Origin of the sequence: Chitinophaga sp. 22620, assembly GCF_052044405.1 — a bacterium.
Lineage (GTDB): Bacteria > Bacteroidota > Bacteroidia > Chitinophagales > Chitinophagaceae > Chitinophaga.
Genome location: NZ_JBQEMV010000001.1, coordinates 1,849,699 through 1,876,541, shown reverse-complemented (window position 1 = coordinate 1,876,541; position 26,843 = coordinate 1,849,699). Strand labels below are relative to the sequence as shown.

Here is a 26,843-nt window from a genome sequence, read left to right as displayed (position 1 = left end):
TGATACAACAAGTTAAAAAATCAATAGAAATTAATGCCCATTAATTTGCGGGCCTCCGAGAGCGTCTGCGAAGCAGTGGCGCGGGCCTTTTCCGCCCCTTCGCGCATAATGCGGTGAAGGTAGGCATGATCCTGCTGGATAGCCGCCGCTTTTTCGCGAATGGGGGCAATAAACGCCACCATATCCTCTCCCAGTTGTTTCTTCATATCCCCATAACGGATATTGCATTTGTTAAAAGCTTCTTCGAAGAACTGCACGGTATCAGGGGCTGATACCAGTTTCATAAGGGTGAACAGGTTGCTGATATAGTCAGGTTTCTCTGAATTCTCCGCCTGCGGGCCGCTGTCCGTCTTGGCCTTTTTGATCTTGTTGCGGATCGCATCGTCGGTATCGTTCAGGTAAAGGGTTGAATTTTCATTCTCGCTTTTGCTCATTTTCCCGTTCCCGTCCAGGCTCATGATGCGTACGAGATCATCGCCATAGTTGAAAGGGAAAGGTTCGGGGAAGAGGAAACCGTAGCGGTTGTTGAAACGCTGCGCGAAGTTCCGGCTCATTTCAAGATGCTGCTCCTGGTCCTTACCCACGGGCACTTTCACGGCGCGCTGCACGAGGATGTCCGCCGTCATCAGCACGGGATAGGTAAGCAGTCCCGCGTTAACATTATCGGGGTTCTGGCGCACTTTATCCTTGAAGGTCGGCACTTTCTCCAGCTCCCCTTTATAAGCCATCATATTCAGCAGCAGGTACAGCTCCGCGATCTCGGGAATATCGCTCTGCACATACAACGTCACTTTCTCGGGATCAAGGCCTGAAGCGATGTTCTCCGCCAGCACGCGGTACACGTTGCCGCGCAGGTCTTTCGGATCGGGGTGAGTGGTAAGGGAATGCCAGTCCGCCACAAAAAAATAGCAGTTAAACTCCTCCTGCATCCGGATATAATTGCGGATGGCGCCAAAATAGTTCCCTAAATGCAAAATGCCTGTGGAGCGGATGCCGCTGACAACGATTTCTTTTTCCTTTACCATATCGGGGCGCAATTTAATAAATTTTAACATCGTGCTATGTTATTCGGTAGCAGAATGCCCGCCTTTTATCCCTATTTTTGCCTATCGATCACATTTATCGATTATATGAATACAATTTATTAGCTTTAAACCGTTAATTTAAAACCCATGGAAGTGAACGACGCACTGATCCGCCAGCTGGCCACCCTTTCCCGGCTGGATATCAATGCCGCAGAGCAGGAGGAGATCCGGCACGACCTGCAAAGGATGATCACCTTTGTGGAAAAGCTCGGAGAGCTGGATACCACTAACGTGAAACCTATGCTGCATATGACCCGCGAAGCGAACGTGTTCCGCAAGGACGAGGTGAAACACCCGATCAGCCGGGAAGAAGGGCTTCAGAATGCCCCCGCTCATACAGCAGAATACTTCAGCGTCCCTAAAGTAATCAAGAAATAATATGGCCCAGTCTGTTATCCATCTCGAAGACATCCGTAAAAGCTATTTCATCGGCAAAAACGAACTGCAGGTGCTGAAAGGCGTTTCGCTGGACATCCTGAAGAACGAGTACGTAGCCCTTATGGGTCCCTCGGGTTCCGGGAAAAGCACCCTGATGAACATCCTCGGGGCGCTCGATACGCCCACCAACGGCAAGTATGTGCTGAGCGGCCACGATGTGAGCAGGATGGAAGACAATGAACTGGCCCGCATCCGCAACCAGGAGATCGGCTTCGTGTTCCAGCAGTTCAACCTCATGCCCAGGCTTTCCGCCCTGGAAAATGTGGCCGTACCGCTGATCTACGCCGGTATCGGTAAAAAGGAAAGGGAAGACAAGGCCCGGCATATGCTCGAAAGAGTAGGCCTCGGAGACCGTTATAAACACAAGCCCAACGAGCTTTCCGGCGGCCAGTGCCAGCGCGTGGCCATTGCCCGCGCCCTGGTGAACGACCCTTCCCTCATTCTCGCGGATGAGCCCACGGGTAACCTGGATACCAAAACTTCCGTGGAGATCATGGAAATATTCGGCCGCATTCACGATTCAGGCAATACCGTGGTGCTGGTTACGCACGAAGAAGACATTGCCGACCATGCCCACCGCATCATCCGCCTGAGAGACGGGGTGGTGGAATCAGACAAGATGAATCCCGTAAAATCCATGGCCCACTAAGCCGGGAACAGCATATTATTCAAAGGCAGCTTCAGCAAGGCTGCCTTTTTTCTTTTGATTAACTTCGCGAAAAACAGCGATCATGGCTTTCAAAATATACACCAAAACAGGCGATAAAGGCAAAACCTCCCTCATCGGCGGCACCAAGGTATCCAAAAACCACCTCAGGATCGAGACCTACGGCACGGTAGACGAACTGAACTCCTGGATGGGCCTGGTGAACGACCATATGACCGAAGCCAGTGTGAAAGCCCTGATAAGTGAGATCCAGGACCGGCTGTTCACCATCGGCGCCTCACTGGCTACCGACCCGGAGAAAAATGTGAAAATGAGCATCCCCGACCTGCACGCGGAAGACGTGAAACTGCTGGAAGACGCGATAGACGCGATGAATGAGGTGCTGCCCGAAATGAAACATTTCATCATTCCCGGCGGCCACCCGGCCGTATCGAACTCCCATATCGCCCGCTGCGTATGCCGCAGGGCGGAAAGGTTGTGCGTGGGCATGCAGGAGCATGAAATGACCGTGGAGCCGCTGGTGCTGCAATATCTCAACCGCCTCAGCGATTACCTGTTCGTGCTGGCCCGGTATGCCGGGCACCTGCTGAATGTGCCTGAAATTCCCTGGAAACCAAGGGTGTAGGTTATTTTACCAGTTTGGTGATGAGCGTGCTGCCCAACTTTTTGCCGCTCTTATCCGCACTTTCCGTTTTTACCACGCCGAAGCCAGGCGAGAACCATTCCGTACCGGTAAAGTCCATCGGCATTTCCTTTCCCATCATGGTGATGGTAAAATCCGCTTTGAAGGTAATGCGGTAACAATCCCAGCTGCCCGCGTCCGTGGTGATCTTTTCCCTGCCTGCAACCTTGCGGTCCTTCACTTTATAGGTAAGGCTCATTTTCATGCCGCTTGTTTCCGTGTTCATCGTAAATGAAGCGTCAGGCAATGATTGGCCGGCACTTAACGAGGACGGATATACGAGAAATCCCTCGGAGCCTTTCAGGCTTGCTTCCTGGCTGGCCATGGGGTTATTGGGCATCATCATTTTCACGTCCACCGCGATGCCGGAGCCGCTGCATTTGAACTTCCCCTGGCCCTGCCCCAGCGTTTTCCCGTCTTTGGCCGTAAAAGCAGAGGTAAAGGACGATACCATTTCCCCGCCTTCGTTCTTCACCTCCCCCACTTTGATCACCTGCTTGCCGATGGGAGCGCCGGAGCCGTCCTGGATGGTCATTTCAACCTCGGAATGGGGCAGCATGTAATAATAATTTTTGCAATCCTGGGCTGTGGCGGACAAGACAACGCAGCAAAATGTTATAGTTATCCAGAAACGTAGCATGATAAACGGTTTGAGGGGTCAATGATCCGGTAAATTACTGAATTCAGCGAACAGTCCACACATTAAACTAAAGCAATATTCATCGACTGTCATGCCATATTTCGTGATTGAATCCGTAGGTTTGCAAAAATTTTTCATCATTCCATGAATCTTATATCTGAATTGCGCTGGCGGGGTATGATACAGGACATCAAGCCGGGTACGGAGGAACAGCTGCAAAAGGAAATGACCACCGCCTATATCGGCTTTGACCCTACGGCAGATTCGCTGCACGTGGGCAGCCTGGTGCCTATTATGCTGCTGGTGCACCTCCAGAAGGCAGGCCACAAGCCGCTGGCCCTGGTGGGGGGCGCTACCGGTATGGTTGGCGATCCTTCGTTCAAAGCGGAAGAAAGAAAAATGCTGGACGAAGCCACCCTGCTTCACAACCAGCAATGCATCAAAGCGCAGCTGGAGCGTTTCCTGGACTTCGACCAGTCCAAACCCAACTATGCCGAAATGGTCAATAACTACGACTGGTTCAAAGGCATTTCTTTCCTCAGCTTCATCCGCGACGTGGGGAAACATATCACCGTCAATTACATGATGGCGAAAGATTCTGTAAAAAAGAGGCTGGAAGGGGAAAGCGGGATGTCGTTCACCGAGTTTTCCTACCAGATGATCCAGGGATACGACTTCTATCATCTTTATACCGCGAAGAACTGCAAAATGCAGATGGGCGGCTCCGACCAATGGGGTAATATCGTTACCGGCACCGAGCTGGTGCGCCGCATCGGCGGTGGCGAGGCTTATGCGTTCACCTGCCCGCTGATCAAGAAAAAGGACGGCACCAAGTTCGGGAAGTCCGAAAGCGGCAACGTTTGGCTGGACCCCGCCAAAACCACCCCTTACCAGTTCTACCAGTTCTGGCTGAATGCAGACGATGAGGACGCGGAAAGCTACATCCGCATTTTCACCTTCCTGGACGAGCCTACGGTAAACAGCCTGATCGCGGAACACCGCCAGGATCCGGGCAAACGCGTACTTCAGAAACGCCTGGCGCAGGAAGTGACCACTTTCATCCATGGCGAAGCGGAATTTGAAGCGGCACTCAAAACCACCGAAAGCCTGTTCAGCAAAACCGCCGGCGTGGACGTGCTTAAAACCATGACCGAAGAACAGCTGCTGCAAACGCTGGCCGGCGTGGACCTGAAGGAAATGCCAGCCACGGCGCTCACCGAGCAGAAAGACGTGGTGACCTTCCTCGCGGAAGCGGGCGTATTCGCCAGCAAGGGAGAGGCCCGCAAGCTGATACAGGGCGGCGGTATGAGCATGAACGGCCAGAAGATCACCGCGGTAGATCTTCGGATCACGGAAGAATCGCTGCTCAATGGCAAAAATATCCTCTTCCAGAAAGGGAAGAAAAATTATATCCTCGTAAAGTTCATATAAACACCTTACGTTCATCAACGGCGCAGCACGGCATCAGCCTGTAGCTGCGCCGTTTTCTATTTCCACGGGGTAGCCTTTCCGCATCCATACGGTGATCCCCGCGCTCATTACGTACACATGCTCAAACCCCATGTTCCTGGCTCTTTTGGCAGCATACGGCGCGGCGCCGCAGAGGGCGTCCTGGCAGTAGAAGACCAGCGTATCGTTTTTGTTGTCGCTGAGTTCGTGCGCAGAATAGTCCCCGGGGTCCAGATGACGGGCGCCGGGAACGTGGTGGCGGCGGAAGGAGGCGCATGTATTGTTGTCGATGGCAATAAACCCCGGCTCTCCCAGCCTGCGGCGCACCTCTTCCGGGGACATTTCGGCTAACCCGAAGAGCCTGGTGGTGGTGATCCTTGTTTGCATAATAATCGTTTTAGGCAAAGGTCTGGGGGCGGAGTGACAAGGGTGTGTCAGGAGGGGTGAAGCTTAAAATGTGCAATCTGAAAGTTTAACTTTCAAAATTGCACACAAATTCATAAAACGTTTAATTCGACTTTCATTTTAAAAACAAAAAAGCGTGCTGCATCAACTGCAACACGCTTCCTTCATATAAAAATTCCTACTTCAGATCATACTTATACTTATACCGCTCATACAACTGCTTATGCTTATCCTCCAAACTCACTTCGCGGCCCTGGATATAAGCGCGGGTGATCACGCTTGATTTCATATCCAGGATATCGCCGGTACTCACTACGATGTTCGCATCTTTGCCTACTTCCAGGGAACCGGTCTTATCGGCGATGCCGAGGATCTTCGCGGCGTTGAGGGTGATGGCGCTGAGCGCTTCTTCCTTCGTCATACCGTAAGCGCCCGCGGTGCCAGCATTGAAAGGCAGGTTGCGCTGCTGCCAGAAGCCTTCGTTGCTGATACAGAACAGCACGCCTGCTTTTTGGAGCTGGGCGGGTGTTTTGTAAGGCTGGTCCACATCATCGTCCGCCATTACAGGCAGGCTGTGCGGCTGGCTGAGGATCACGGGAATGTTGTATTTCTTCAGCACGTCGGTGATCATCCAGGCGTCTGTGCCGCCAACGATCACTACATCAATATCAAACTCTTTCGCAAAATCAGCCGCCACGATGAGTTCCTTCACCAGGTCAGCATGAATAAACAGTTTCTGCGACTTGTTGAAGAGGCCTTTAACGGCCGCGTATTTCAGGTTCGTTTCAGCATGCTGCCCGCCGGCCGCATAAGCCTGCGCTTCGCGGAGGAAGGATTTTACGCTGGCTATTTTTTCCATGGCCGCTTTCACCGCGTCTGTGGCAGGGCCTGCCGCGGCGCCGCCAAAGGGATTGGCACGGGGCATCAGGCGGGGCATGAAGAAGTGGATACCGTTGTCTGTTTTATAGGCAGCGTCTTCCCAGTTCCAGGCATCCAGCTGCACCACAGAGGAGCTGCCAGACAGCAGGCCGCCCTGGGGAACCACCTGCGCCAGCAAAATGCCATTGGTGCGAAGGGTGGCTATCACTTTGGAATCGGTGTTGTAGGAAACGATGGAACGCACGGAAGGATTGATCTCCCCTACTTCTTCGTAGTCGTTGGTGGCGCGTACGCTTTCCACTTCGGTGAGGCCGAGGTTGCTTTCCGGGGCGATCAGTCCGGGATAGATGTGCTGGCCGTTCGCGTCAAACACTTTCACATCGCCGGCGGGAATGGGCACGTTGGCGCCCACCGCCATGATCTTGCCGTTGTTGAAACCAATGGTGCCGTTCTGGATCACCTGGCCGTTGCCCACGTGAATGGTGGCGTTCCTCAGGAACACTAGCCCCTGCTGCGGTTTGGCGGGGTACACCGTTTCCTGCGCACGGAGGGCTGTGCTGCAAAGGGAAAGGCCCAGTATATAAATGAATATCTTTTGCATGTTGTTTCGATTTTCGGATGATTACTGCTGATAAGCATCGTCCATGATATGATGCTGGTGGCCTGCCTGGAGGTCTTCGCAATGGTAGATCTCTTCGCGGCTCGGTACGGGCCTTCCCATGGGAGCGCCCTTTTTCTTCTCGCCGAGCATTTTGCCGATGAGGCGGTTACGCTCTTCTGCAATACGTTTGCGCAGCTCAAGGTCTTTATCGCGGTCGAAGTAAATGACACCATCCACCATTGTTTTTTCCGCTTTTGCATAGATGCTCAGCGGATGATCGCTCCAGAGCACGAGGTCCGCGTCTTTACCAGCCTTGATACTGCCGATGCGGTCTGCCACATGCAGAAGTGTTGCCGGGTTGAGCGTTACCATTTTCAAAGCATCCTCTTCTGCCATGCTGCCGTATTTCACGCTCTTGGCCGCTTCCTGGTTCAGGCGGCGGGCCATTTCAGCATCGTCGGAGTTGATGGCCACGGTAAGGCCTACACGCTGCATGATGGCGGCGTTCTGCGGGATAGCGTCCACCACTTCCATTTTGTATGCCCACCAGTCTGCAAAGGTGGATGCGCCTGAGCCGTGCGCTTTCATTTTGTCCGCCACTTTATACCCTTCCAGGATATGGGTGAAGGTATTTACCTGGAACCCGTACTGGTCGCCGGCTTTCAGCAGCATGTTAATCTCGCTCTGCACGTAGGAGTGGCAGGTGATGAAACGTTTTTTGTTCATGATCTCCACGAGCGCATCCAGCTTAAGGTCGCGGCGTTTGTTGGGGCCTGCTTTCTGGTAGTCCTTGGCGCGGGTGAATGCGTCTGCCAGCACCTGTTCAACGCCCATGCGGGTCTGCGGGAAACGCACGCGCTGGCGGTCGCCCCAGTTGGATTGTTTTACGTTTTCGCCCAGTGCGAATTTGATGAAGCCGTCCCAGTTCCTGAACTTCAGGTCTTCCGCATTGGCGCCCCAGCGCAGCTTGATCAGCTGGCTCTGCCCGCCGATGGTGTTGGCGGAGCCGTGCAGCAGATGGCTGGAAGTAACGCCGCCGCTCAGCTGGCGGTAGATGTTCACGTCATCGGGATTCACCACGTCGGCAATACGCACTTCGGAGGTCACGGATTGCGTGCCTTCGTTCACCCCGCGGCTGATGGCGATGTGGGAGTGCTCGTCGAGGATACCGGGCGTGAGGTGCTTGCCGGTGCCGTCTATCACGCGGGCGTTGCCTGCGGAAAGATTTTTACCCACCTGCGCGATCTTGCCGTTACGCACCAATACGTCCGCGCCTTCCAGCTTGCCTTCTTTTTCATTTGTCCAAACGGTTGCGTTGCGGATCAATACGTCCTGCTGCGTGGGCAATGTTTCACTGCCATAGCCGGAAAAGGGGAAATAGATCTTCCCGTATTGCGGTGCTTCTTTCTTTTTCACGCTATCCTCTTTGGCGGGCACCGCTGCGGAGATTACGGCTTCCCAGGTAACAGGCTGGCCTTTATCGTCAATACCGGAACCGCTCCAGGTGCTTACCGCCCCTGGCTGCTGGCCGATAACGCCGCTCAGGCGTATCTGCTGGGAATTATCTTTTTTGTTATTGATCACCAGTTTCACCAGCTGGCCGTCCACTTCGATCTTGCCGGGAATGGTGTCTTTATTCACCAGGCTCAGCGAGGCGGGCGTGCCTTTGATGGTCACGGGGTAAGTGGCGCTGCCGTTTGGATAGGTAAGGGTGATATTGTATGAACCGCGAAGGTCTTTCCATCCGTCGGTTTTCAGTACATATTGGTTACCCTGCACCCAGTTCTGGAAGAACACGGTATTCTCCTGGAAAACCGGGCCGGAGGTGATGATGAAATTGGCCAGCTTGCCTGCATCCAGGCTGCCGATGCGGTCGTAGGCTTTTAATACTGTGGCGGGCGTTTTGGTGAGCGCTTCCAGCGCTTTCTGCTCTGAAAGCCCGTATTCTATGGCTTTACGCAGGCTGGCGAGGAAGGTTTTCGTGTCTTTCAGATCGGCGGCGGTAAGGCAGAAAGGAATATTAGCCTTTTCGAAGGCGCCGGCTTGTGTGGGCGCCAGTTCCCAGTGCTTCATGTCTGAGAGCGCCACGAAACGCGCGTCGTTAGGGTCTTCCACGTCCATAGCCTGGGGATAGTTCACCGGCAGGATGAAGGTGGCTTTGGTAGCGGCCATTTCCGGGATGCGCTGGTATTCGTTGCCACCTGCTTTGATGATATATTGCACGCCAAACTCATCGCCGATCTTGTCCGCGCGCAGCGCATTCCATTTTTCATTGGCGTCGAATATCTGCGGGAGGCCCTGGTTATCGTTCCAGGCCTGGAGGCTGAGGTTCACGCCTTCTTTGGCGGGATTACCTTTGTACCACTGCGCGTCCAGGTATTGCTGGCGCAGCAGGGCGATGGTGCCCATGAGGGAGCCGGGATAATCCTGCGTGGAAGTACCTTTATCGAATGAATAATTGGCAGAGGCCTTTTCGCGGAGAATGGTCAGGTTCTCCCGGTCTGACGCCAGGCTGACGAGCACGCCGGTGCCGCGGGCAATACCGTCCTGCTGGTGGCTCAGCACCACGCCGAAGCCTTGTTCGCGGAGGGTGTTGGCTTTAGATTCATCCGCAGAAAAAAGCTGGACGGCATTTACTTCGCTTTTGATGGCCTGGTTCCAGCCGTAGGGGCCTTTGGTGTTGGAAAGCATCTGCGGCGCGGCACCGCCTCCGCGGCCGCCGAAGGTGCGGGGCTGGGTGGCGGGCATGCCATAGTCGCTGTAAATGTCTACGAAAGAGGGATAAATGAACTTCCCTTTACAATCGATCACCACGGCATCTTTCGGGATGGCGGCGCCGGCGCCCACTGCGGTGATCTTTCCGTCGCGGATCACGAGGGTGGCGTCTTTCAATGTGTTTTGTGCGTCTTTTACAATGGTGGCATGGGTGAATGCATAGCAGGATTCACGGGGACTGGCAACGCCATTTACCGGCCAGGTTTGCTGGGCGTCGGCTGCAATGCCGGCCAGCAGGCATCCTACAACGCTCAATACGGAACGGTACCGTAAACGCGTTGTCAGGAAGCGGCGGTGCTTCTTCCCTTGTGCCGGTGAGGTACCGGCAGGAAACGGATTTGATTTCATTTCGGTTTACTTTTAAGAATTTAGATGATGGCTGATTCCGCCGGGTACAGGTTTAGATCATGGTATTTCCGGCATACGGTCACAATACAGCTACAAGTGCTAAATTTAATAAATGATTGACCGCATATCGTACTATTTTAGTATAAATTTTACGAGCGGTATAATACTTGCAACAAAACAGAGAATTCACAGCTATGAAAAATAAGACATGGAGCCTCCTTATACTGTTCTTCCTCGCTATGGGAACAGCTTATGCGCAGGATACCACGAAAACGCGGAAAGACCGCTGGGATGCGGCGGACAAGGCCGACAAGCTGAGCGACAAGCTCTACAGGGAGCTGGACCTCACGAAGGATCAGCGTAAACAGATCTACGGCATCAACGAAGACATTACCAAACGCCGCGACGCCGCCCGGCAGAACGCCGCGCTCACTTCCCGCCAGCGCATGCAGGTGTACCAGCAACTGGACGCCGAGCGCAGCAACCGCTTCAAGTCTGTGCTCTCTTCCGCGCAATACAAAAAGTGGAACGATTGGGAAATGAAGAAAAAAGCGCACATGGAAGAGAAGATGGACCGCAGGCAGGATAAAAGGCAGGCCCGTAAAGCAGATCATTGATGGAAGCTGTTCTGCAACAGGCAGTTGCCATTTTTGAGCATGCCGTGGCTGCCGTCCAGCCGCAGCAGTTCATGCGCAGGGCCCTGCAAAGCATCGCAGCGCCAGACATTCCCCCTTCGCGCATCTACCTGCTGGGTGCGGGAAAAGCCGCTGCATCCATGGCGCTGGAAGCCGAGAAAATACTGGGCGACCGCATTACAAAAGGATTGGTGGTGACCAATCACCTGCCCGCCTATACGTTGCAGAAAACCACAGTCATTACCGCCGCACACCCTGTGCCGGACCTCAACAGCATCATTGCAGGCGCCGCCATGCTGAATATGGCCTCCGCTTTCCAGCCGGGGGACCTGGTGATATTCCTGCTTTCCGGCGGCGCTTCTTCCTTACTGGCCGATGTGCCGGAAGGCGCTACCATGGAGGAACTGCAGGAATTGTTCAACGCCCTGCTGAAAAGCGGCGCGGATATCAGGGAAATGAACACCGTGCGCAAGCACCTCTCCTCCATCAAAGGCGGCCAGCTGGCCCGCGCGCTGCTGCCCGCGGATGTGTTCACCATCATCCTTTCCGATGTTCCGGGCGACGATCCGGCGGTGATCGGCTCCGGGCCTACCGTACCGGATCCATCCACTTTCACCGAAGCCTGGATCGTACTTGAAAAATATCATCTCACCGAAGGATTGCCTGTAGGCATCCTGCAACATATCAAAAACGGCATCGCCGGCATTGTCCCGGAAACGGCCAAGCCAGGCGAGCTTTCCCATTCCATCCACCTCATTGCCGCCAGCAACCGCATAGCGCTGGAAGCCGCCGCTGAAAAGGCGCAGGCCATGGGTTACCATACCCGCATCCTCACAGGCGCGGCTACGGGAGAAGCCAGGGACCTGGCCGCATCTCTTGCCGAACTGGCGCTGGGTTACGAAGGCCCTTATCCTGCCTGCCTGCTGGCGGGCGGGGAAACCACCGTAAAAGTAACCGGCGCAGGGCTGGGCGGCCGGAACCAGGAACTGGCGCTGGCAACGGGATTATTACTTCAAAACGCTCCTCATATCACTTTCCTCTCAGCAGGCACAGACGGCATAGACGGCCCCACAGACGCCGCAGGCGCAGTGATCAACGCTTCCGTGCTGGCCACAGCGCCGGACCCGCGACCTTTCCTGGAGCAGAACGACAGCTGGCATTTTTTTGAAAAGGCCGGCACCCACGTCAAAACCGGGCATACCGGCACCAATGTAATGGACGTAATGGTGTTATTGCTGCAAAAACCCTGATTTTCTTACCGATTGTTTGCATATCTGGCTTTTGATTCTATTTTTGGGAAATTAAAAAAACAATCAGCGTATGTTGAGAATGGAACAGACCTGGCGGTGGTTCGGGCCCAAAGACCCCGTGAGCCTTTCAGACATCCGGCAGGCAGGCGCCACAGGTATCGTTACGGCACTGCATCACGTGCCGAACGGCGTAGTATGGAGCAAAGAAGAAATCATGCAGCGCAAACAGGAAATAGAAGCCGCAGGCCTCACATGGTCTGTAGTGGAAAGTGTGCCTGTGCATGAAGATATTAAAACACAGACAGGCCGGTTCAAAGAATATATTAAGAACTACCAGCAAAGCCTCCGCAACCTCGCGGCCTGCGGCATTTATACGGTAACGTACAATTTTATGCCCGTGCTGGACTGGACGCGCACAGACCTCGCCTACACCGTGGAAGACGGCTCCAAGGCCCTCCGCTTCGACAAGGCGCAGTTCATGGCATTCGACCTCTTTATGCTGCAACGCCCCGGCGCGGAAAACGATTATTCACAGGAAGAGATCTCCCGCGCTAAAGAGCAGTTCGACAGCATGACGAACGACGAGAAGACCCTGCTGCAACGTAACATCATCGCGGGCCTGCCCGGTTCCGAAGAAAGTTTTACGCTGGAGCAATTCCAGGCCGCGCTGGATAAATACAAGGATGTGGACGCCATCAAGCTGAAGCTCCACCTCTTTTATTTCCTCCAGCAGATCGTGCCGGTTGCGGAAGAAGTAGGCGTTAAGCTGGCCATTCACCCGGACGATCCTCCGTTCCCCATCCTCGGCCTGCCCCGCGTGGTAAGCACCGAACAGGATGCAAAGGAACTGCTGGCCACCGCGCCTTCCCCCGCCAATGGCCTCTGCTTCTGCACCGGCTCTTATGGCGTGCGTGAAGACAACGATCTGCCCGGCATGGTAGACCGCCTCGGCGAACATATCCACTTCATCCACCTCCGCGCCACCAAACGGGACGCGCTCGGCAATTTCTACGAAGCCAACCACCTGGAAGGCGATGTGGACATGTACAGCGTGGTGAAGAACATCCTGGCTGTGATGAAAAGAAGGAACGTATCCATCCCGATGCGCCCCGACCACGGCCACCAGATGCTGGACGACCTGCACAAAAAGACCAATCCCGGTTACAGCGCCATCGGCAGGCTGCGCGGCCTTGCCGAGCTGAGAGGGCTTGAGCTGGGGATTGCGGGAAAACAATAATGTGCTTTACATAAAAATAAGTAAGCCCGGTCCACGAAGGACCGGGCTTTTTTAAAAAACACACACTACGAAAACAAAACTACGGACACTCCGTCCGTAATTGTCTTTATCATCATTTCCAGAATTCATTTCCATTCAGTCGCAATAATGCCAGGCTGCTCACAGAGAGCTGGTATTGGTATTGGATCTTTGATATCTCCGCTTCCAGCAGGGAGGTTTGCGCATTCTGCAGGTCCAGGTAAGTGATCACGCCGTTCTTATAACGGCTCTGCGCCAGTGTAAGCGCCCGGTTGGCCTGCTGCAGCAATGTTTCCGCCGTTTGCAGCCTTTCGCGGCTCGCGGCTATGTCAGACAATTGCTGGGTAGCTTCTTTCCTGATATTGTCTTTAATGCCCCGGGTATTCCATTTGGCCACTTCCACTTCCGTGGCGGCCATATGTTCCTGCGTGCGCAGTTTTTTACCGTGGAATATGGGAACGGAAAGGCTTACGCCTGCGTTGTAATTGAATTTCGGCATGCTTACATCCGGCAGGTAACCGTTTTTATAACCGGTGCCCGCTTCGGCGAACAGCGAAGGCTTATACTGGCTCTTCGCCAGCTGCACACCAATTTCTGCCACTTTTTCCTTTTCGATGGCGGTCTTCACGGCAGCGTTCCCATCAAACGCAACATCCGCCTGTGTGGCGGGCATGGGCCAGCTGAAATTGCTGTGAATGGAATCTTTCAAAGGCTCGCCGGTAAGGTATTCCAGGTTGGCCAGCTGCTTTTGCAGCGAGTTCTGGAAATCCACCTTGCGGTTGCGGTATGTTTCGAGCTTCACGCGGGTGTTCAGCAGGTCCAGGTCGATCGCATCGCCGTGCTTGAGTTTGTTTTCCACCATTTTCTCCGTTTCCTCCAGCAGTTTGATATTGGCGTCCTGCACAGCGATATTGTCTTGCAGGAAAGCGATAGCGAGATAAACATCGGCTACCTGGTAGGCTAAGTTCTCTTTCGCTTCGGCGGTTTGCGTGCCCAGCAGGCTGGCCTGCGCCTGGCTCTGTTTGATCTGGCTGCCTGATTTCCCGAAGTCCAGCAGCAGCTGGCGCGCTTCTATGCCGGCGTTCACATTTTCAGAAGGCACGGGCTGGAAGATGAGATCGCTGCCGGGAAACGCAATTTTAGGAACGGGGTACACGTGCGAATAACCCGCTACGCCATTCACTTCCGGCAGGCGGTTGGCTTTGGCCAGCGTGGTTTTGTCCGCGGCAATTCTCTGCTGCGTTTCCATCGCTTTTATCTCTGAAAAGTGATCGAATGAATGTTTGACCAGGCTTTTGAGGTCTGCCGGCGCCTCTTGCGCGGAAACCCTTGCGGCGGAAATGGTCAGTATGATGAATAATAACTTTTTCATTTTTTAATTCGGTTTTATCATTAGTGCGCATGTTCGGCCGCTTCTTTCATTGCGGCGGCGCTTACATTATTTTTTTTCACCAGCAGCATCACCGGCAATACGAGTATGAAGAAGATACCCACGATGCGGAAAGCGTCCAGGTACGTGAGCACATAGGCCTGCCTGGTCACCACGTTATCCAGCAGGCTCAGCCCTACCTGGTGCGCATCCAGCGCGTTCACACCTTTGGCGGCAACGGCTCCGGCCGTTTGGTTCAGCCGCTCCATGGCTATTGGATTGTCTGACGTTACGTAATTCAGCAGCTGAACGCGGTGCACGCTGTATTGTCTTGCCACATAAGTATTCATGAATGCTATACCGAAGGAACCGCCCAACTGGCGGAGCATGTTGTTGATGGCTATACCCTGCGGCATTTCCATCGGCGTAAGGCCAGACACTGCCTGGTTCGTAAGCGGCACGCTCAGCATGGCCGCACCGAAACCGCGCAGCAGCAAAGGCAGGAAGAAGAACATCACGCCGGCTTCAGCGCTGGCGGTAGACATCCAGAAGCAGAACACCGCGAAGCTGAAGAACCCGAACGTGATCAGGAATTTCGGCGGCACACCGCGCTGGATCTGCTTACCAACGATCGGCATCATGATAGCCGCCACGATCGCGCCGGGGAACAGCGATTCACCCGTGAGCGTAGGCGTGAAGCCCATTACTCGCTGCATCCATACCGGGTATACGAACATTGAACAATACATGCCCATACCCATGATGAACGTAAGCAGCGTCGTGATGGCGAGCGTCCGGTTCTTCAGCACCTGCAGGTTCACCGCGGGCGAGTCTGTCGTCAGTTCCCACCAGATGAAAAGAATGAAAGAAACAACGGCCGCAATGGTGAGCACAATAATGTGTTTGGCGGCGAACCAGTCTTCAGACTGCCCCTTTTCAAGGATGTACTGCAAACTGCCGACCCAGACGACGAGCAGCACGATGCCGATGTAATCGATCTTGATGGCCTTCCGGTTGATGTTGTATTCGTGCGGCTGCTTGTCGATAAAATTAAACACGAGGAAAGCCGCGATGATACCCACGGGCACGTTGATGTCGAATATCAGGCTCCAGTGGAAATTATCCACGATCATGCCTCCCAGCGTGGGCCCGATGGTAGGGCCGATGATCACGCCCATCCCGAAGATGGCGGCAGCGATGGGCCTTTCAGATATCTCGAACGTATCGAATAGAATGGCCTGGGAGGTGGACAATAACGCACCGCCGCCCACGCCCTGCAGGAAGCGCCATGCAACGAGCTCCCAGAGCCCGTCCGCGTTCCCGCACATGTACGAGGAGAAAGTAAATATGAGGATGGAGGCCAGGTAGTAGTTCTTGCGGCCAAAATAAGAAGCGAGGAACCCGGTCATTGGGATCACGATCACATTGGCGATCGCATATGCCGTAACGACCCAGGAAGCGTCTTCGATGGTGGCCCCGAGGTTACCGCTGATCTGGGAGAGCGCCACGTTTACGATCGTGGTGTCTATCAGTTCCAGCATGGTAGCCGAAATCACCGTGGCTACGATGATCCACTTGGCAAATCCTTTCGGTTTGGGTGACATACGTTAGTATTTTAAGGCCACTTCTACGCTCAGGCCAGCACGCAGCTTGTCGAGATATTGGTCTGCATTATCAATGGTGATCTTAACCGGCACGCGCTGCACGATCTTTACGAAGTTGCCTGTCGCATTGTCCGGCGGCAGCAGGGAGAATTTAGCGCCCGTAGCGCGGGAGATGGCGGACACATGGCCGGTCATTTTAAGGCCGCTGTAACCGTCCACTTCGATTTCCGCTTCCTGCCCTACCTGTATGTGGGCCAGCTGCGTTTCCTTGAAATTCGCCAGGATGTAAAAACCGTTTTCGTCAACGATGGTGAAGAGGCTCTGACCCGCCTGTACAAACTGTCCCGGTTCGATGTTCTTTTTACCGATACGGCCGTTGATGTTCGCAGTGATGTTGGTATAGCCCAGTTTGAGCTTCATCTGCTCCACGGCCGCCTTGCGGCTGGCTACCAGCGCTTCCGCCTGCGTTACTTTCGCAGCGGCCACCTGCACGGAAGAACGGGCAAGCGTGATGTTGTCCTGCGCGGCCTGGTATTGTTTGTCGTTGGTGAGGCTGGCGGCTTTGGTATCGTCCAGCTGGCGGTTGGTAATGGCCTGGTCGTCGAAAAGGTTCTGGTCGCGGCGAAGGTCCGCCAGCGCTTTGTCTTTCCGCACCAGCGCCACCTGCGCATTGGCGTCCGCCACCCTGATGGATGCCGAGGCGTTCACCTGGCTGGCCCGGGCAGTCTCCAGGTCGGCCACCGCCTGCTGGTAATCTGCTTCAGCCTGCTGTAATGCAATGCGGTATTCCTCATCGTCTATCAGCAAGAGGGAATCGCCTTTTTTTACATTACCATAATCCTGAACGTTGAGACTTTTTACGTAACCGGCCACCCTGGCTATAATGGGAGCGGAATGGCCTTCTACCTGCGCGTTGTCTGTCGTTTCGTGATGGCGGGCATAAAGCCATTGTTTTACCCCGAAAATGCCCCCGGCTATGAGGATGCCGATGAAGATGAAGCGCACGACCAATTTACCCTTACGAGGGTTCGCATTTGCTGTTTCCATTGTAATGTGTGTTTGTAGAATGTATTTACGGCGCAAAAGTAAACCAAGTTTACCAAATAGACAAACAGGTTGACTATCTCATAAAAATTATTAACTTTATGTGACAAAAGGGCTATTTTCGGCAACACTGTAACAGCGTATAATTATGACCACAACTGAATTAGATAAGAAACTGGAAGAGATCGTAGCCCGCAGGCCGCGGCTGCTGGTGAAGCTGCTCAGCATCGTGAAGAAGGACTTTGACGCCCGGATCACTGAATATTTGCAACAAACTGGTTATAAAGACTTTAAGATAGGAGACATGGTGCTGCTGGTGAATATTTCGCCGGAAGGCACTATTAACAACGAACTCGCCAAAAAGGCCCGCATTACCAAGCAGGCGATGAGCAAGGTGGTAAAAAACCTGGAGGCGATGGGTTTTATCTATACCCGTAAACATGAAACGGACAACCGCGCCACTGTCATTTTCCTCAGCGACAAAGGGAAGCAGCTGGTGATCGACGTTTCGGGCGCCGTGCAGGAGATACAGGCGTTCTATACCAGCATTATCGGCGAACAGGATGCGGAGCAGCTGCGGGACATTCTATTCCGCCTGGTGGAAGGGATCTTTCCCTCCGCGGCGGCCGGGGTGGAGAAAAAAACGCCGCCTGCCCAGCCAGATAGCAGCTCCGGCCAGTAAGGCCCCTGCCAACCATCCATACCACATTTTATTCCTTCCGGGTTTTTCGGGCAGCACCGTTTGAGGGTGGCCGATGTAGGTCATGGCCGCCCAATAATACGGCAATTTCAGCTGCTGGCCGGCCTCTTCATTCAGCAGCCATTGTTCTTTAGCGTGATGAAGCGCCATGGCGGGGTCTGCCGCGTTACGCAGCTGGCTGTAAAAATCGCCGGTGAGATTTGCCGCGGTGGCATCGTGCAGGTTCCACAGGCCGGCTACAATGCCGGTGGCGCCCGAAGCGGTAAATTCGCGGGCAAGACTGATGATGCCTTCGCCTTCCGCCATCATACCCTGGCCGGTTCTGCATGCGCTCAATACGATAAGACCGGGACGGAATTTTCTCGCATATAATTCAAACAGGTAAAATGGCCCGTCTGCCAGCTGGATGGCAGGCAGCTGCTGATCGCCTTCCAGCGAGGCATGCGTGCTGAGGTGCAGGATGCCGCCATTGCCCAGCTGTTCCCTGAAAGCGGCGAGCGTGGCGTTGCCGTCTTTAAAATAAAGCCCGCCGGCCGCCTGTTTCACCGCTTTGTATTCTTCTTCCACTGCGGGCAGGCCTTGTGCTGAAATAAAGAAACCCCTGAGCTTTTCCGGCCCCTTACCTGCTGCCGGTGACTGCTGCATATAGGTCTGGAGGGAATAGGCCAGGCTGGTGACGGTACGTTTCAAAAGGAAGGGCCACTGCGCGGTATTTCGTTTATACGTGCTGTCTGTGATCAGGGCATCGAAAGGAAGGTAGCCGAACCAGCCATCGGGGATCAGCAGGTAGCGGGAAGCAATGGAATCTTTCCATAGCCAGCTGTAGATGCGGTATGCATCGCGGTAATAATCCGCGGGAGCGTTCTGCATGGCGGCCGGGCCGTTGTGGAAGTATTTGGTGACGAAGTGCTGCAGGAATAATTGTTTGCCTCTCCCGTCGTTCAGCCGGCGGACCTGAATGCCCGACTGCGTAAGATCCATTACATACAGGTGGTCGTCGCCGGAAAAAAGACTTTTCACCGTCAGCCCCGCGGGAATTTTTTTGCCGGGCTCAGGCGCTGTTGCGGCGGGCGCTTCAAAATAATCAGGGTATTTTTTCCTGATCCGGGCCTGGAGCTGCGAAAGATCGTATGCCAGTGCATCGCGGGCAGGGTTCTTTTTCCCGGACAACGCCGCTTCGCGGTCGTAATAAGCAAGTGCCTGCTGCAGCCGCTGCTGTTGGTCCAGCAGGGAATCTTTCATCCCAAGCCGCCCCTGCTGCATGTTGAATAATTGCTCCTGCAGCAGCACCTGCGCTTTGCTTTTTTCCATGATGTGCAGCATAGCAAGGGCATATACATCATGTTCATCCTGTTCCCATAAAAGATACGCGGCATTCATGGCTTTTTCAGCCAGGGCATGGCTTTGCCGCTGGTGCTGCAAACGTGTTGCGCGGCTGAAGAATTCCCTTCGCAGGGTAGCTTCAATATCAAAAATGAGCAAATATCCATCCAGCGCTTCTTCCAGGCGGCCGGCCTGTGCCAGTGCATCCGCGCGGCCTTCGATAGCGTCGGCAAGCGTGAAATCGCCATAGAGCCGGTTCTTTGAAGGCCAGCCAGTAGTATGGCCGGGCAGCAGGTATTGCAGCGCACGGTCGAACGGCAGCGCGCCCGTTGCCACATTCGCCTCGCGGGAAAGCAAGGCCGCTTTCCCTTGTTTTACCAGCACCCTGGCCTTTTCGCGGTTGCGCGCACCGGGATAGAACCGGTCCAGCGCCGCAAGCGAGCGGACGTACCAGGCGCCTGCTTCCTTGTATTGTTTGCGCAGCATCGCGACATCTCCGCCTGCCTGAAGCACAGAGGCCAGCCAATAGCCAGCATTCTCCGTTCGCAGTATCCCGGGGCGCTGCAATATCCGCATGCCCAGTGCCGCATGCATCGCAGCGCTGTCCGGCATTTCCTTCCTGATATAGATCTCCGCAAGCGAAGAGTGCAGCAGTCCGGCTACGCTGCTGTTTGCCGGCGCCTGGCGGAGGCCGGCGAAAGCATAGGAACGCGCAAGGTCGAAACGTTCCTGCATCAGGGAGGTAACAGCGAGATTGCTGTATACAGATGCCGCCTGCTGCACATCGTTCTGCTGCCGGGCTATCTCCAGGCTGCGTTCCTGTATGAACGCGGCCCGTTCGTAATCTCCAAGGCGCGTGTAGTTATTGCCCAGCGGTTTGAGGATATATTCCAGTATATCCGTTTCCGTTATCTTTTGTTCATTATAATAACGATAAGCGGCTTCGTAGGCAGCGATGGAAGGAAGGATATTGCCGGTGTACATCTGGTAATATCCCTGGTAGGTAAGCATATCCAGCCAGGCGGAATGTTCGGCTTCGTTGCGGGGCGCGCGCCATGCACGCTGTTGCAGGTTCATGAGCAACGCCAGTCTTTCCGCGGGCGCTTCGGCTGCGTAGTCCATTTGCAGGTAAAGCCATTCTGCGAGGTTGTTCTCATTTTGCAGCGCAACCGCCTTGCGTTCGAGTTGAGCAGGAAGGCGCAGCGTATCGGCAACCTGGCAGATACCCGCCGGTGCGCGGAAGCAACATAGGAAAAGGATGATATATCGCAGGCGGACCATTCGGTACTAAAGATAATGTACCTGCGTTGAAATTTATGCAGCCAGGGAACTGCCTTCCAGCGGGAAGATCTACTTCAAAACCGCCATATTCCATAAAAGAACACACACTGCTGCGAATCTTTGACGTATTGCAGCAATCTCACGCCCAGCGAGGGGCCCACACGAACCATACCCAGGTTGATATCCGCAAACAATGCGCCGTCCGCGGCCGTGAAACGCTCATTCACTGTGCCTGCCAGCCGCTCAAACTTTTCCACGGTGCCCATGGGTGGCTGCGGCATTGCCGTCACCACTTTTTTCTGCTGTTTCTTTTCTCCCACCACTACGCTCACCATTGCGCCTGCGCCTACGCCCAGCCAGGAAGTGATGTTGTACCGCACATGCAGCGGCACCACATCCATCGTCGTTCTGCTGGTTATTTCGAAATTCTCGCGCCCCTGCACGATATATTTTCCGGTACCGATCGTTGTATCGCGCTGGTCGCGGGAGAAAGAAGTGAGCGTTTCATTTTTCCGCTGGAGGCCAAGATATATTTCCGCCTGCAAATAGGGCCTGTACGGCGAGTAGGTAGACACGCTGAAACCCAGCGAACCCGCCGGCAGACCGAACGGCATCTTGTTCTTACCCGAACCAATGCCGTAACCCATGATCAGGCCCGGCGAAATACCAGGCATCCAGCGGCCTTTGGAGCGGTTGGTGATCACCGGTTCGTTCTTGTCGAACACAATAGAAGCCTGGCTGGTGAACGGCAGCTTTTTTAATTCCCCGCTGAAACGGATGCGGTATTTGATGAACCCTTTCGTGGAATCCTGGTCTTCCACGCCTTCCTGCCTTACGCCTTTGAGATAAATATTGTTGAACACAAAAAAGATACTGTCCTGGCGCACAATAGTATCCAGGCAGCTCTGTCGTTCGTAAGCGGAGTCGCACATCACGCATTTGGGCGAATAATCGGTGATCTCCAGCGTCTGCCCGTTGAGCATCGCCGGCACAGCCACGCCGATGGAAACTTTGCTGGCAGGGCCTTTCCCGGTGTTCTGGAACTGCACTTTATAGCTCAGCTCTTTCGATTTCCGGACGAAGCGGTAGTTCATCCGCCGGTTCTTCAGCTGCATGCGGTTCGGATCGTGCGAGGCCACGATCTGCATTTCGAGATCATACTGACCCATCGGCATCAGCGGATCGTCGGGTATGAACAGGCTGCTGACCGTTACCACCGCATTCGTATCCTTAATCATCTCAGGCGTGGTTTCCAACGAAAGGAAAAGAAATTTCTCTTCACCGGCGCCCAGGTTTTCCACCCGCCATACATGCTGCTCGCGGAAAAGGCTTTTCTTTTCTGCCAGTACAGCCGCTACTGCCGCATTCCGCTCCGCCATCGCCGCGCGCCAGGCAGCTGTTCTTTCTCCCGCAGGCAAAAAGGCTCCATTTGCAGACGGGCCCGCCAGCGGGATGTATAAGTCTTCAGAAGGCGCAAAGGCCAGCACCGAATCAAATACAGATTTGCGTTCGCCGTGATAAGCACGCGCACCGGCCATTTCGAAGTTCTTCTGTGCAAACTGTTTTTCGTTATAGAATAAAAGCAGCGAACCGCTCACTGTTCCGGAACCGCCCGGGTGGCGGTATCCCACTACGGTCACCATTTCCTCGCCGGGCTTCGGCATGCGGTTGGCTTTCATTGCCAGGAAGTCCGACTGGCCGGGAAAAAACCCCGGGGAATTATCTGCCGAGGCATACATCGTCTTCTTCACTTTTATTTTGCGCGGTTTGCTTTTAGGCGCTTTGCCGTCGTCGTAATTATTCGTCGCATAAAGCCGGATCTCATAGTCGCCGGTATCTTTGAAATGATGAACAGGCTGGGGGCTAAAAGAAAAAGTGCCGTCGCCGAATTCCCAGAAATACGTATAGAATGCTTCCGGCGCGCCGGCTATCTGCCGCAGGGGGCGAAGGCTGGCGCTCAGGCTGGCTTTGTTTCCTTCCAGCCCGATCTCAATAACGGCAGGAATGGTGTCAGGCGCGGCTTTTTGCTGTGCGGCCAGTGGAAAGGCCATAACGAGGAATAGAATGGCGGCGCTGATAAATTTATTCATATAGCGGTATTTAGGGTAAATGCTGCTCCCGGCCCGACAGGTACGATCCGTCAATATACCGTTTTTCCGCCAACAACAAAAGGCGCTCCCGCGTGGTACGGGAGGCCTTTATCGTGTATCTGGCGTTAACAGGTCAGGAGCGTTCATCAACAGATCAACCACCCGCGCCGTTTGTTACCCCGGGATTTTTAAATATCTTTAAAACATATGTCCACCCAAACCCCTCATGCAGACCAGTCTTATATCCACGCCCTGCTGCACAACGACGTGCAGGCGGTGGAAGAGATCTACCGGCGCTTTTCTCCGCGGGTAAAGCATTATGTAATGCAGAACAGCGGCACGGCAGACGATGCGGCGGACATCTTCCAGGAATCTCTCGTGGACATCTATAACCAGGCCCGCTACAAAGGACTGGTGCTTACCTGTCCGTTCGAGCCTTTCCTGCTGATGGTATGCAGGCGCAAATGGCTCAACGAGTTAAAGAAAAGAGGCCGGCAGGGGGTAACAAAAGAGCTGGATGAGCAATTTAATGTGGGAGAAGACAGCTTCCGGGATGCCGAAAAAACTTGGGCGGATAACGAAAAAGCGCGCCTCTTTAAAGCCATGCTCGAAAAGATGGGCGAACGCTGCCAGGAGATCATCCGCTGGTCTATGACGGACAAACCGCAGGAAGAGATCGCTGCCAAACTGGGCGTTACCTACGGCTATCTCCGGAAAAAGAAATCGGAATGCATGGCCGCTTTGATCAGCGCCATTAAAGAAAACCTTTCAAAATGGGGACTGACATGAACGAACAGGATCACGAATTAATAGAACGCTACCTGGCCGGCGATATGGACCCGGACACCAGGACCGCCTTTGAGAGCCGTCTCGAAAAGGAGCCTGAGCTGCTGCATACACTCCAGACCTGGCGCGACGTGGAAGAAACGCTCCGCCATTCGCTGGCGCCGGATGCGCAGCGCGACGGGCTGAAAAAAACGCTGCACCAGCTGCGCCCCGTCATTACGAAACAAGCCCCCAAAGTAGTGCGTTTCAACAAGTCGCTGATCGCGATCGCCTCGCTGGCGGCCGCCGTAGCGCTCATCCTGTTTCTCGGCCCCTGGGATGAGGACCTCTACCAGCAATACGGCGTCAGGGAAATGGTTTCTCCCGCAGAGCGCGGCACCCATGCGGATACGCTGCTGGCGGAAGCCGCGCACCAGTTCAATCATCATCATTATGAGAAAGCGATCGTTACGCTGGACAAAGTATTGCAGCAGCAGCCTGATAATGCCTATGCCCGGTATTACCGCGGTCTTTCGTACCTGGAAAACAAACAAACTGCACAGGCCCGGGCCGATCTTGAATCCATTTACAACGGCGAATCCGTATTCAAATACGAAGGCGCATTTTATGTTGCGCTGAGTTACCTCAAGGAAAAAAATGAAGAGAAATGCAGGGAATGGCTGGGGAAGATACCGGAAGACGCGGAGAATTATGCGAAGGCGAGGGAGTTGATGGAGAAGCTGGGAAAATAAATTTGCCCATTCAAACAATCAATCGTAATATTGCGATAGATATGAAACTAACAAAATCAGAAATATTCAGCGACAAACAGAATACAAAGAACTGAAAAACGCCGGCCTCATCCAGGGAACCATAGAAGGAACCAGTGTTTGCTACTGCATAGGCCCCAAGGTCTGGAAACAGTACAAAGCCGCCTTCGACACGTTCTTCGTAGCTTATAACAACAATTCCTGCTGCTGATTTTTTTTGCTTCAACTTATCGCAATATTGCAATGTAACAATAAATAACAACAACATGGCAACACAAGCCCAGCTCAAAGAGATCGTAAAACTGAAATACAGCGAGATCGCCCTGCAAAGCAAGGAAGAGAACGCCGCATCCTGCTGCGGCGCGGGTGGCTGCTCCACCGAAGTGTATAACATCATGACAGACGACTATACCGGCATGGAAGGCTATAACCCGGATGCGGACCTCGGCCTCGGATGTGGCCTTCCCACGCAATTTGCAAAGATCAGCCAAGGCGACGTGGTGATAGACCTCGGTTCCGGCGCCGGCAACGACTGCTTCATCGCTCGTGCCATGACCGGCGAAACGGGTAAAGTGATCGGCATAGACTTCACGCCGGCCATGATCGAAAAAGCCCGCGCCAATGCCGAAAAGCTCGGGTATCACAACGTGGAGTTCAGGCAGGGCGACATCGAAAAAATGCCTGTATCCGCGAACGTGGCAGATGTGATCGTCAGTAATTGCGTGCTGAACCTCGTACCGGACAAAGAAGCCGTAATAAAAGAAATATACCGCGTGCTGAAACCCGGCGGCCACTTCAGTATTTCTGATATCGTACTGGAAGGCGAACTTCCCGCCAATATCCACGAAGCAGCTGAAATGTACGCCGGCTGCGTATCCGGGGCCATTCAGAAAAACGCTTACCTTGGTTTTATCGGGCAAACGGGGTTTGAGAACATCACCGTACAGAAAGAAAAAAAGATCACGGTCCCGGACGATATCCTGGAAAAATACCTGGACGCGCAGGAGCTGGAAGCGTTCAAACATGGCAGCACCGGTATTTACAGCATTACCGTGTATGCGGAAAAGCCGGCTGAAAAAGCAGCCTGCTGCGGAACTGACTGTTGCAAATAAACCAGGAATATCCATTCAATCAAAAGTATGACTGCAAACAATTGCAACCCTGCCTCCGGCCGGAAGCACCTTAGTTTTATAGACCGGTACCTTACCCTCTGGATCTTTGCCGCGATGCAGACATTCACGCAAATCTTCCAGCGCTGGAAGCCTTCTTTCAAAGCCTCGACAGCCGGAAGCCCGATGCCGTAGGCAAGCCCAAAGACTGCGACCCAAAAGGCTGTTACGTTTTGCTCACCATCACGGAAATCAATATCGAGACTGAATTCGTACGGTTCGAATACGATGTGGAAAAAAGCCGCAAAAGCAGTGGAGGAAAGCATTCTGCCTGACGCTTACGCAGAAAGCCTGAGAAAAGGGATTTAGTTTGAACAGGAGGAAGGCCTCGGCCTTCCTTCGTTTTTAGAAAAAAAGATGCCGGCTCAGACGAGACCGGCGTTATCATATTCCACGTCTACAGTACTCTTTAGTACGTTTATGATATCTTTTTTTTATTGAACTCAGAGTTTAACCATCCATATTTCCGGGTTTCTCACCGGCAGGTTGCGCAGCACTTCTTCCACCTGGGGGTCGTGCTCCAGTTTTTCCCACAACCTGAAATAGTTTTTATTGTTATAAGCCGCCGCGCCGAACAGCAGGAACGGGTGCGCAACAGGCCATTCATCCCAGTACATCACATCTTTTGCAAAAGGCCATTTGCTTTTGTCTTCCACATAGGGATACATGTAAGCGATACCTTTGCCGATCGTTTTTCCCGCATCTGCAGTGTATTTCCAGAGATCGTTCTCCGGCGTGCTCAGTATCTGGCAAACAGTGGCCATGGCATCGAGGTTGAACAGGGCATAACCGTAAGGTTTTGTTCTTCTCAGTTCCTGCGGAAAGCTGCCGTCTTCCGCCATCTGGCTGGGCAGCAGCACTTCTTTGTAGCGGCGGATGCAGAAGTCCGTCCATTGCCTGTCTTTCAGGAAAGCGGAGAAAGCCGCTACCTGCATCACCCAGCAGGTGCCATGGTTATTTTTTGCATTCATTTCATCTTTCCCGTAAGGATGTTCTGTCATCCAGCGGAGATAAGCGGCGAACCAGCTTTTCACAGCGGCAAGGTCCGCATTGCGAAGCACGCCTGCTTTTTCCATGATGCGCAAGGCCTGCGCTATTTCAATGAAATGAACAGTGTCTATGATACCGATGCCACGGCCGGTCGCTCTTCCTTTGATAGCCTGGGCATATTGCAGGTTCGGGTTCATGCGGGTATTGGCGTCAACGAACCAGGCGAGGATGTGCCTGCGCGCATGCTCCAGGTATTCTTTTTTGCCTTCGGCTACGTAAGCGGCTGCCAGTGCGCCTACTACCCTGCTGAACCGTACCATGGCCTGGCGGTGCGCCACAAAGTTGTCCGGGTTGGTTTGGCCGTCCTTTTGAATGTACGGGCTGTCCGGACTGGCCGGGTTGGGCCACCAGTAATCGCCTTCGGAATAAAAATCATGAATGCCGCCTGCGCTGCGGGGACTGCTGGCTGCGGCAACCGTTACCGGCTGCTGCTGCATGGCCCATTGCGCTTTGGCTATAATATCCGCCTTCCTGGCTACCACGGCCTGTTTCAGCCATTCGTCGCCATTGGCCTGCACCACATTGGCAAGCAGGATGCAGATCGCTATGAATACATATTTTCTCATTTC

Annotated in this window: 24 protein-coding genes; 12 read left to right on the top strand and 12 right to left on the bottom strand. The window is 53.9% G+C overall.

Features of this window, described 5'->3' with window-relative positions; genetic code table 11:
• Nucleotides 1-20: 20 nt before the first annotated feature.
• On the bottom strand, nt 21-1,025 hold the full coding sequence (gene trpS, locus ACTJIK_RS07665; protein ID WP_440645774.1) for a tryptophan--tRNA ligase: 1,005 nt from the start codon (nt 1,023-1,025) through the stop codon (nt 21-23).
• Between the two features lie 147 nt (nt 1,026-1,172).
• Here trpS and gatC point away from each other — a divergent pair, with 147 nt between their 5' ends.
• The 3 genes from gatC (at nt 1,173) to ACTJIK_RS07650 (ending at nt 2,815) form a co-directional block, all read left to right on the top strand.
• On the top strand, nt 1,173-1,463 hold the full coding sequence (gatC, locus tag ACTJIK_RS07660) for an Asp-tRNA(Asn)/Glu-tRNA(Gln) amidotransferase subunit GatC (protein WP_346316008.1): 291 nt from the start codon (nt 1,173-1,175) through the stop codon (nt 1,461-1,463).
• 1 nt (nt 1,464) lies between these two features.
• On the top strand, nt 1,465-2,172 hold the full coding sequence (locus tag ACTJIK_RS07655; protein ID WP_440645773.1) for an ABC transporter ATP-binding protein: 708 nt from the start codon (nt 1,465-1,467) through the stop codon (nt 2,170-2,172).
• A gap of 82 nt (nt 2,173-2,254) precedes the next feature.
• On the top strand, nt 2,255-2,815 hold the full coding sequence (locus ACTJIK_RS07650) for a cob(I)yrinic acid a,c-diamide adenosyltransferase (RefSeq protein WP_440645772.1): 561 nt from the start codon (nt 2,255-2,257) through the stop codon (nt 2,813-2,815).
• Nucleotide 2,816: 1 nt separating this feature from the next.
• Here the strand turns inward: ACTJIK_RS07650 and ACTJIK_RS07645 are convergent, their stop codons facing one another.
• Nucleotides 2,817-3,431, bottom strand: coding sequence for a TapB family protein (locus ACTJIK_RS07645; RefSeq protein ID WP_440645771.1), 615 nt, complete (start codon nt 3,429-3,431; stop codon nt 2,817-2,819).
• 225 nt (nt 3,432-3,656) lie between these two features.
• Here ACTJIK_RS07645 and tyrS point away from each other — a divergent pair, with 225 nt between their 5' ends.
• Complete coding sequence (gene tyrS / locus ACTJIK_RS07640; protein ID WP_440645770.1) at nt 3,657-4,943, top strand: tyrosine--tRNA ligase; 1,287 nt, start codon at nt 3,657-3,659, stop codon at nt 4,941-4,943.
• Nucleotides 4,944-4,976: 33 nt separating this feature from the next.
• Here the strand turns inward: tyrS and ACTJIK_RS07635 are convergent, their stop codons facing one another.
• The 3 genes from ACTJIK_RS07635 to ACTJIK_RS07625 all read right to left on the bottom strand — a co-directional run bounded on the left by ACTJIK_RS07635 (nt 4,977) and on the right by ACTJIK_RS07625 (nt 9,969).
• Nucleotides 4,977-5,348 carry a rhodanese-like domain-containing protein gene (locus tag ACTJIK_RS07635; protein ID WP_440645769.1) on the bottom strand — a complete coding sequence of 124 codons (372 nt, stop codon included), beginning with the start codon at nt 5,346-5,348 and terminating at the stop codon, nt 4,977-4,979.
• 196 nt (nt 5,349-5,544) lie between these two features.
• A complete protein-coding gene (locus ACTJIK_RS07630; RefSeq protein ID WP_440645768.1) occupies nt 5,545-6,846 on the bottom strand; it encodes an amidohydrolase family protein in 1,302 nt (433 codons plus the stop codon).
• A 21-nt stretch (nt 6,847-6,867) separates the two neighbouring features.
• The gene (locus ACTJIK_RS07625; protein ID WP_440645767.1) at nt 6,868-9,969 is read right to left on the bottom strand and encodes an amidohydrolase family protein; all 3,102 of its coding nucleotides are present in this window, start codon (nt 9,967-9,969) and stop codon (nt 6,868-6,870) included.
• A gap of 194 nt (nt 9,970-10,163) precedes the next feature.
• Here ACTJIK_RS07625 and ACTJIK_RS07620 point away from each other — a divergent pair, with 194 nt between their 5' ends.
• From ACTJIK_RS07620 to uxuA, 3 genes are all read left to right on the top strand, one after another.
• Nucleotides 10,164-10,586, top strand: coding sequence for a hypothetical protein (locus tag ACTJIK_RS07620; protein ID WP_440645766.1), 423 nt, complete (start codon nt 10,164-10,166; stop codon nt 10,584-10,586).
• Entirely contained in the window at nt 10,586-11,854 is a 1,269-nt protein-coding gene (locus ACTJIK_RS07615; protein ID WP_440645765.1) for a glycerate kinase type-2 family protein, read from the top strand. Before ACTJIK_RS07620 ends, ACTJIK_RS07615 begins: the two co-directional genes overlap by 1 nt.
• Nucleotides 11,855-11,924: 70 nt before the next feature.
• Entirely contained in the window at nt 11,925-13,091 is a 1,167-nt protein-coding gene (gene uxuA, locus ACTJIK_RS07610; protein ID WP_440645764.1) for a mannonate dehydratase, read from the top strand.
• Nucleotides 13,092-13,203: 112 nt separating this feature from the next.
• Here uxuA and ACTJIK_RS07605 read toward each other — a convergent pair whose 3' ends face one another.
• Genes ACTJIK_RS07605 through ACTJIK_RS07595 form a run of 3 tightly spaced genes read right to left on the bottom strand, consistent with a single transcriptional unit; the run spans nt 13,204 to nt 17,129 of the window.
• On the bottom strand, nt 13,204-14,481 hold the full coding sequence (locus ACTJIK_RS07605; RefSeq protein ID WP_440645763.1) for a TolC family protein: 1,278 nt from the start codon (nt 14,479-14,481) through the stop codon (nt 13,204-13,206).
• Nucleotides 14,482-14,501: 20 nt separating this feature from the next.
• On the bottom strand, nt 14,502-16,082 hold the full coding sequence (locus ACTJIK_RS07600; protein ID WP_440645762.1) for a DHA2 family efflux MFS transporter permease subunit: 1,581 nt from the start codon (nt 16,080-16,082) through the stop codon (nt 14,502-14,504).
• A gap of 3 nt (nt 16,083-16,085) precedes the next feature.
• Nucleotides 16,086-17,129, bottom strand: a complete 1,044-nt coding sequence (locus tag ACTJIK_RS07595; protein WP_440645761.1) for an HlyD family secretion protein — start codon at nt 17,127-17,129, stop codon at nt 16,086-16,088.
• A gap of 145 nt (nt 17,130-17,274) precedes the next feature.
• Between ACTJIK_RS07595 and ACTJIK_RS07590 the strand changes: the two genes are divergently transcribed.
• On the top strand, nt 17,275-17,808 hold the full coding sequence (locus tag ACTJIK_RS07590) for a MarR family winged helix-turn-helix transcriptional regulator (RefSeq protein WP_440645760.1): 534 nt from the start codon (nt 17,275-17,277) through the stop codon (nt 17,806-17,808).
• On the opposite strand, the gene ACTJIK_RS07585 is transcribed toward ACTJIK_RS07590, so the two are convergent.
• Together ACTJIK_RS07585 and ACTJIK_RS07580 are read right to left on the bottom strand one after the other, a co-directional pair.
• Complete coding sequence (locus ACTJIK_RS07585) at nt 17,713-20,430, bottom strand: CHAT domain-containing protein (RefSeq protein ID WP_440645759.1); 2,718 nt, start codon at nt 20,428-20,430, stop codon at nt 17,713-17,715. The genes ACTJIK_RS07590 and ACTJIK_RS07585 overlap by 96 nt on opposite strands.
• Before the next feature lie 74 nt (nt 20,431-20,504).
• Entirely contained in the window at nt 20,505-22,520 is a 2,016-nt protein-coding gene (locus ACTJIK_RS07580; protein WP_440645758.1) for a PKD domain-containing protein, read from the bottom strand.
• Nucleotides 22,521-22,727: 207 nt separating this feature from the next.
• Between ACTJIK_RS07580 and ACTJIK_RS07575 the strand changes: the two genes are divergently transcribed.
• Together ACTJIK_RS07575 and ACTJIK_RS07570 are read left to right on the top strand one after the other, a co-directional pair.
• Nucleotides 22,728-23,309, top strand: a complete 582-nt coding sequence (locus ACTJIK_RS07575) for an RNA polymerase sigma factor (protein ID WP_440645757.1) — start codon at nt 22,728-22,730, stop codon at nt 23,307-23,309.
• Nucleotides 23,306-24,037 carry a tetratricopeptide repeat protein gene (locus tag ACTJIK_RS07570; RefSeq protein WP_440645756.1) on the top strand — a complete coding sequence of 244 codons (732 nt, stop codon included), beginning with the start codon at nt 23,306-23,308 and terminating at the stop codon, nt 24,035-24,037. The genes ACTJIK_RS07575 and ACTJIK_RS07570 overlap by 4 nt, the downstream gene beginning before the upstream one ends.
• 10 nt (nt 24,038-24,047) lie before the next feature.
• Here the strand turns inward: ACTJIK_RS07570 and ACTJIK_RS07565 are convergent, their stop codons facing one another.
• On the bottom strand, nt 24,048-24,281 hold the full coding sequence (locus ACTJIK_RS07565) for a hypothetical protein (RefSeq protein ID WP_440645755.1): 234 nt from the start codon (nt 24,279-24,281) through the stop codon (nt 24,048-24,050).
• A 40-nt stretch (nt 24,282-24,321) separates the two neighbouring features.
• Between ACTJIK_RS07565 and ACTJIK_RS07560 the strand changes: the two genes are divergently transcribed.
• Both ACTJIK_RS07560 and ACTJIK_RS07555 read left to right on the top strand, forming a co-directional pair.
• The gene (locus ACTJIK_RS07560) at nt 24,322-25,167 is read left to right on the top strand and encodes an arsenite methyltransferase (protein WP_440645754.1); all 846 of its coding nucleotides are present in this window, start codon (nt 24,322-24,324) and stop codon (nt 25,165-25,167) included.
• Nucleotides 25,168-25,194: 27 nt separating this feature from the next.
• On the top strand, nt 25,195-25,359 hold the full coding sequence (locus tag ACTJIK_RS07555; protein ID WP_440645753.1) for a hypothetical protein: 165 nt from the start codon (nt 25,195-25,197) through the stop codon (nt 25,357-25,359).
• Between the two features lie 308 nt (nt 25,360-25,667).
• Here the strand turns inward: ACTJIK_RS07555 and ACTJIK_RS07550 are convergent, their stop codons facing one another.
• Nucleotides 25,668-26,840, bottom strand: coding sequence for an alginate lyase family protein (locus ACTJIK_RS07550; RefSeq protein ID WP_440645752.1), 1,173 nt, complete (start codon nt 26,838-26,840; stop codon nt 25,668-25,670).
• Nucleotides 26,841-26,843 lie beyond the last annotated feature (3 nt).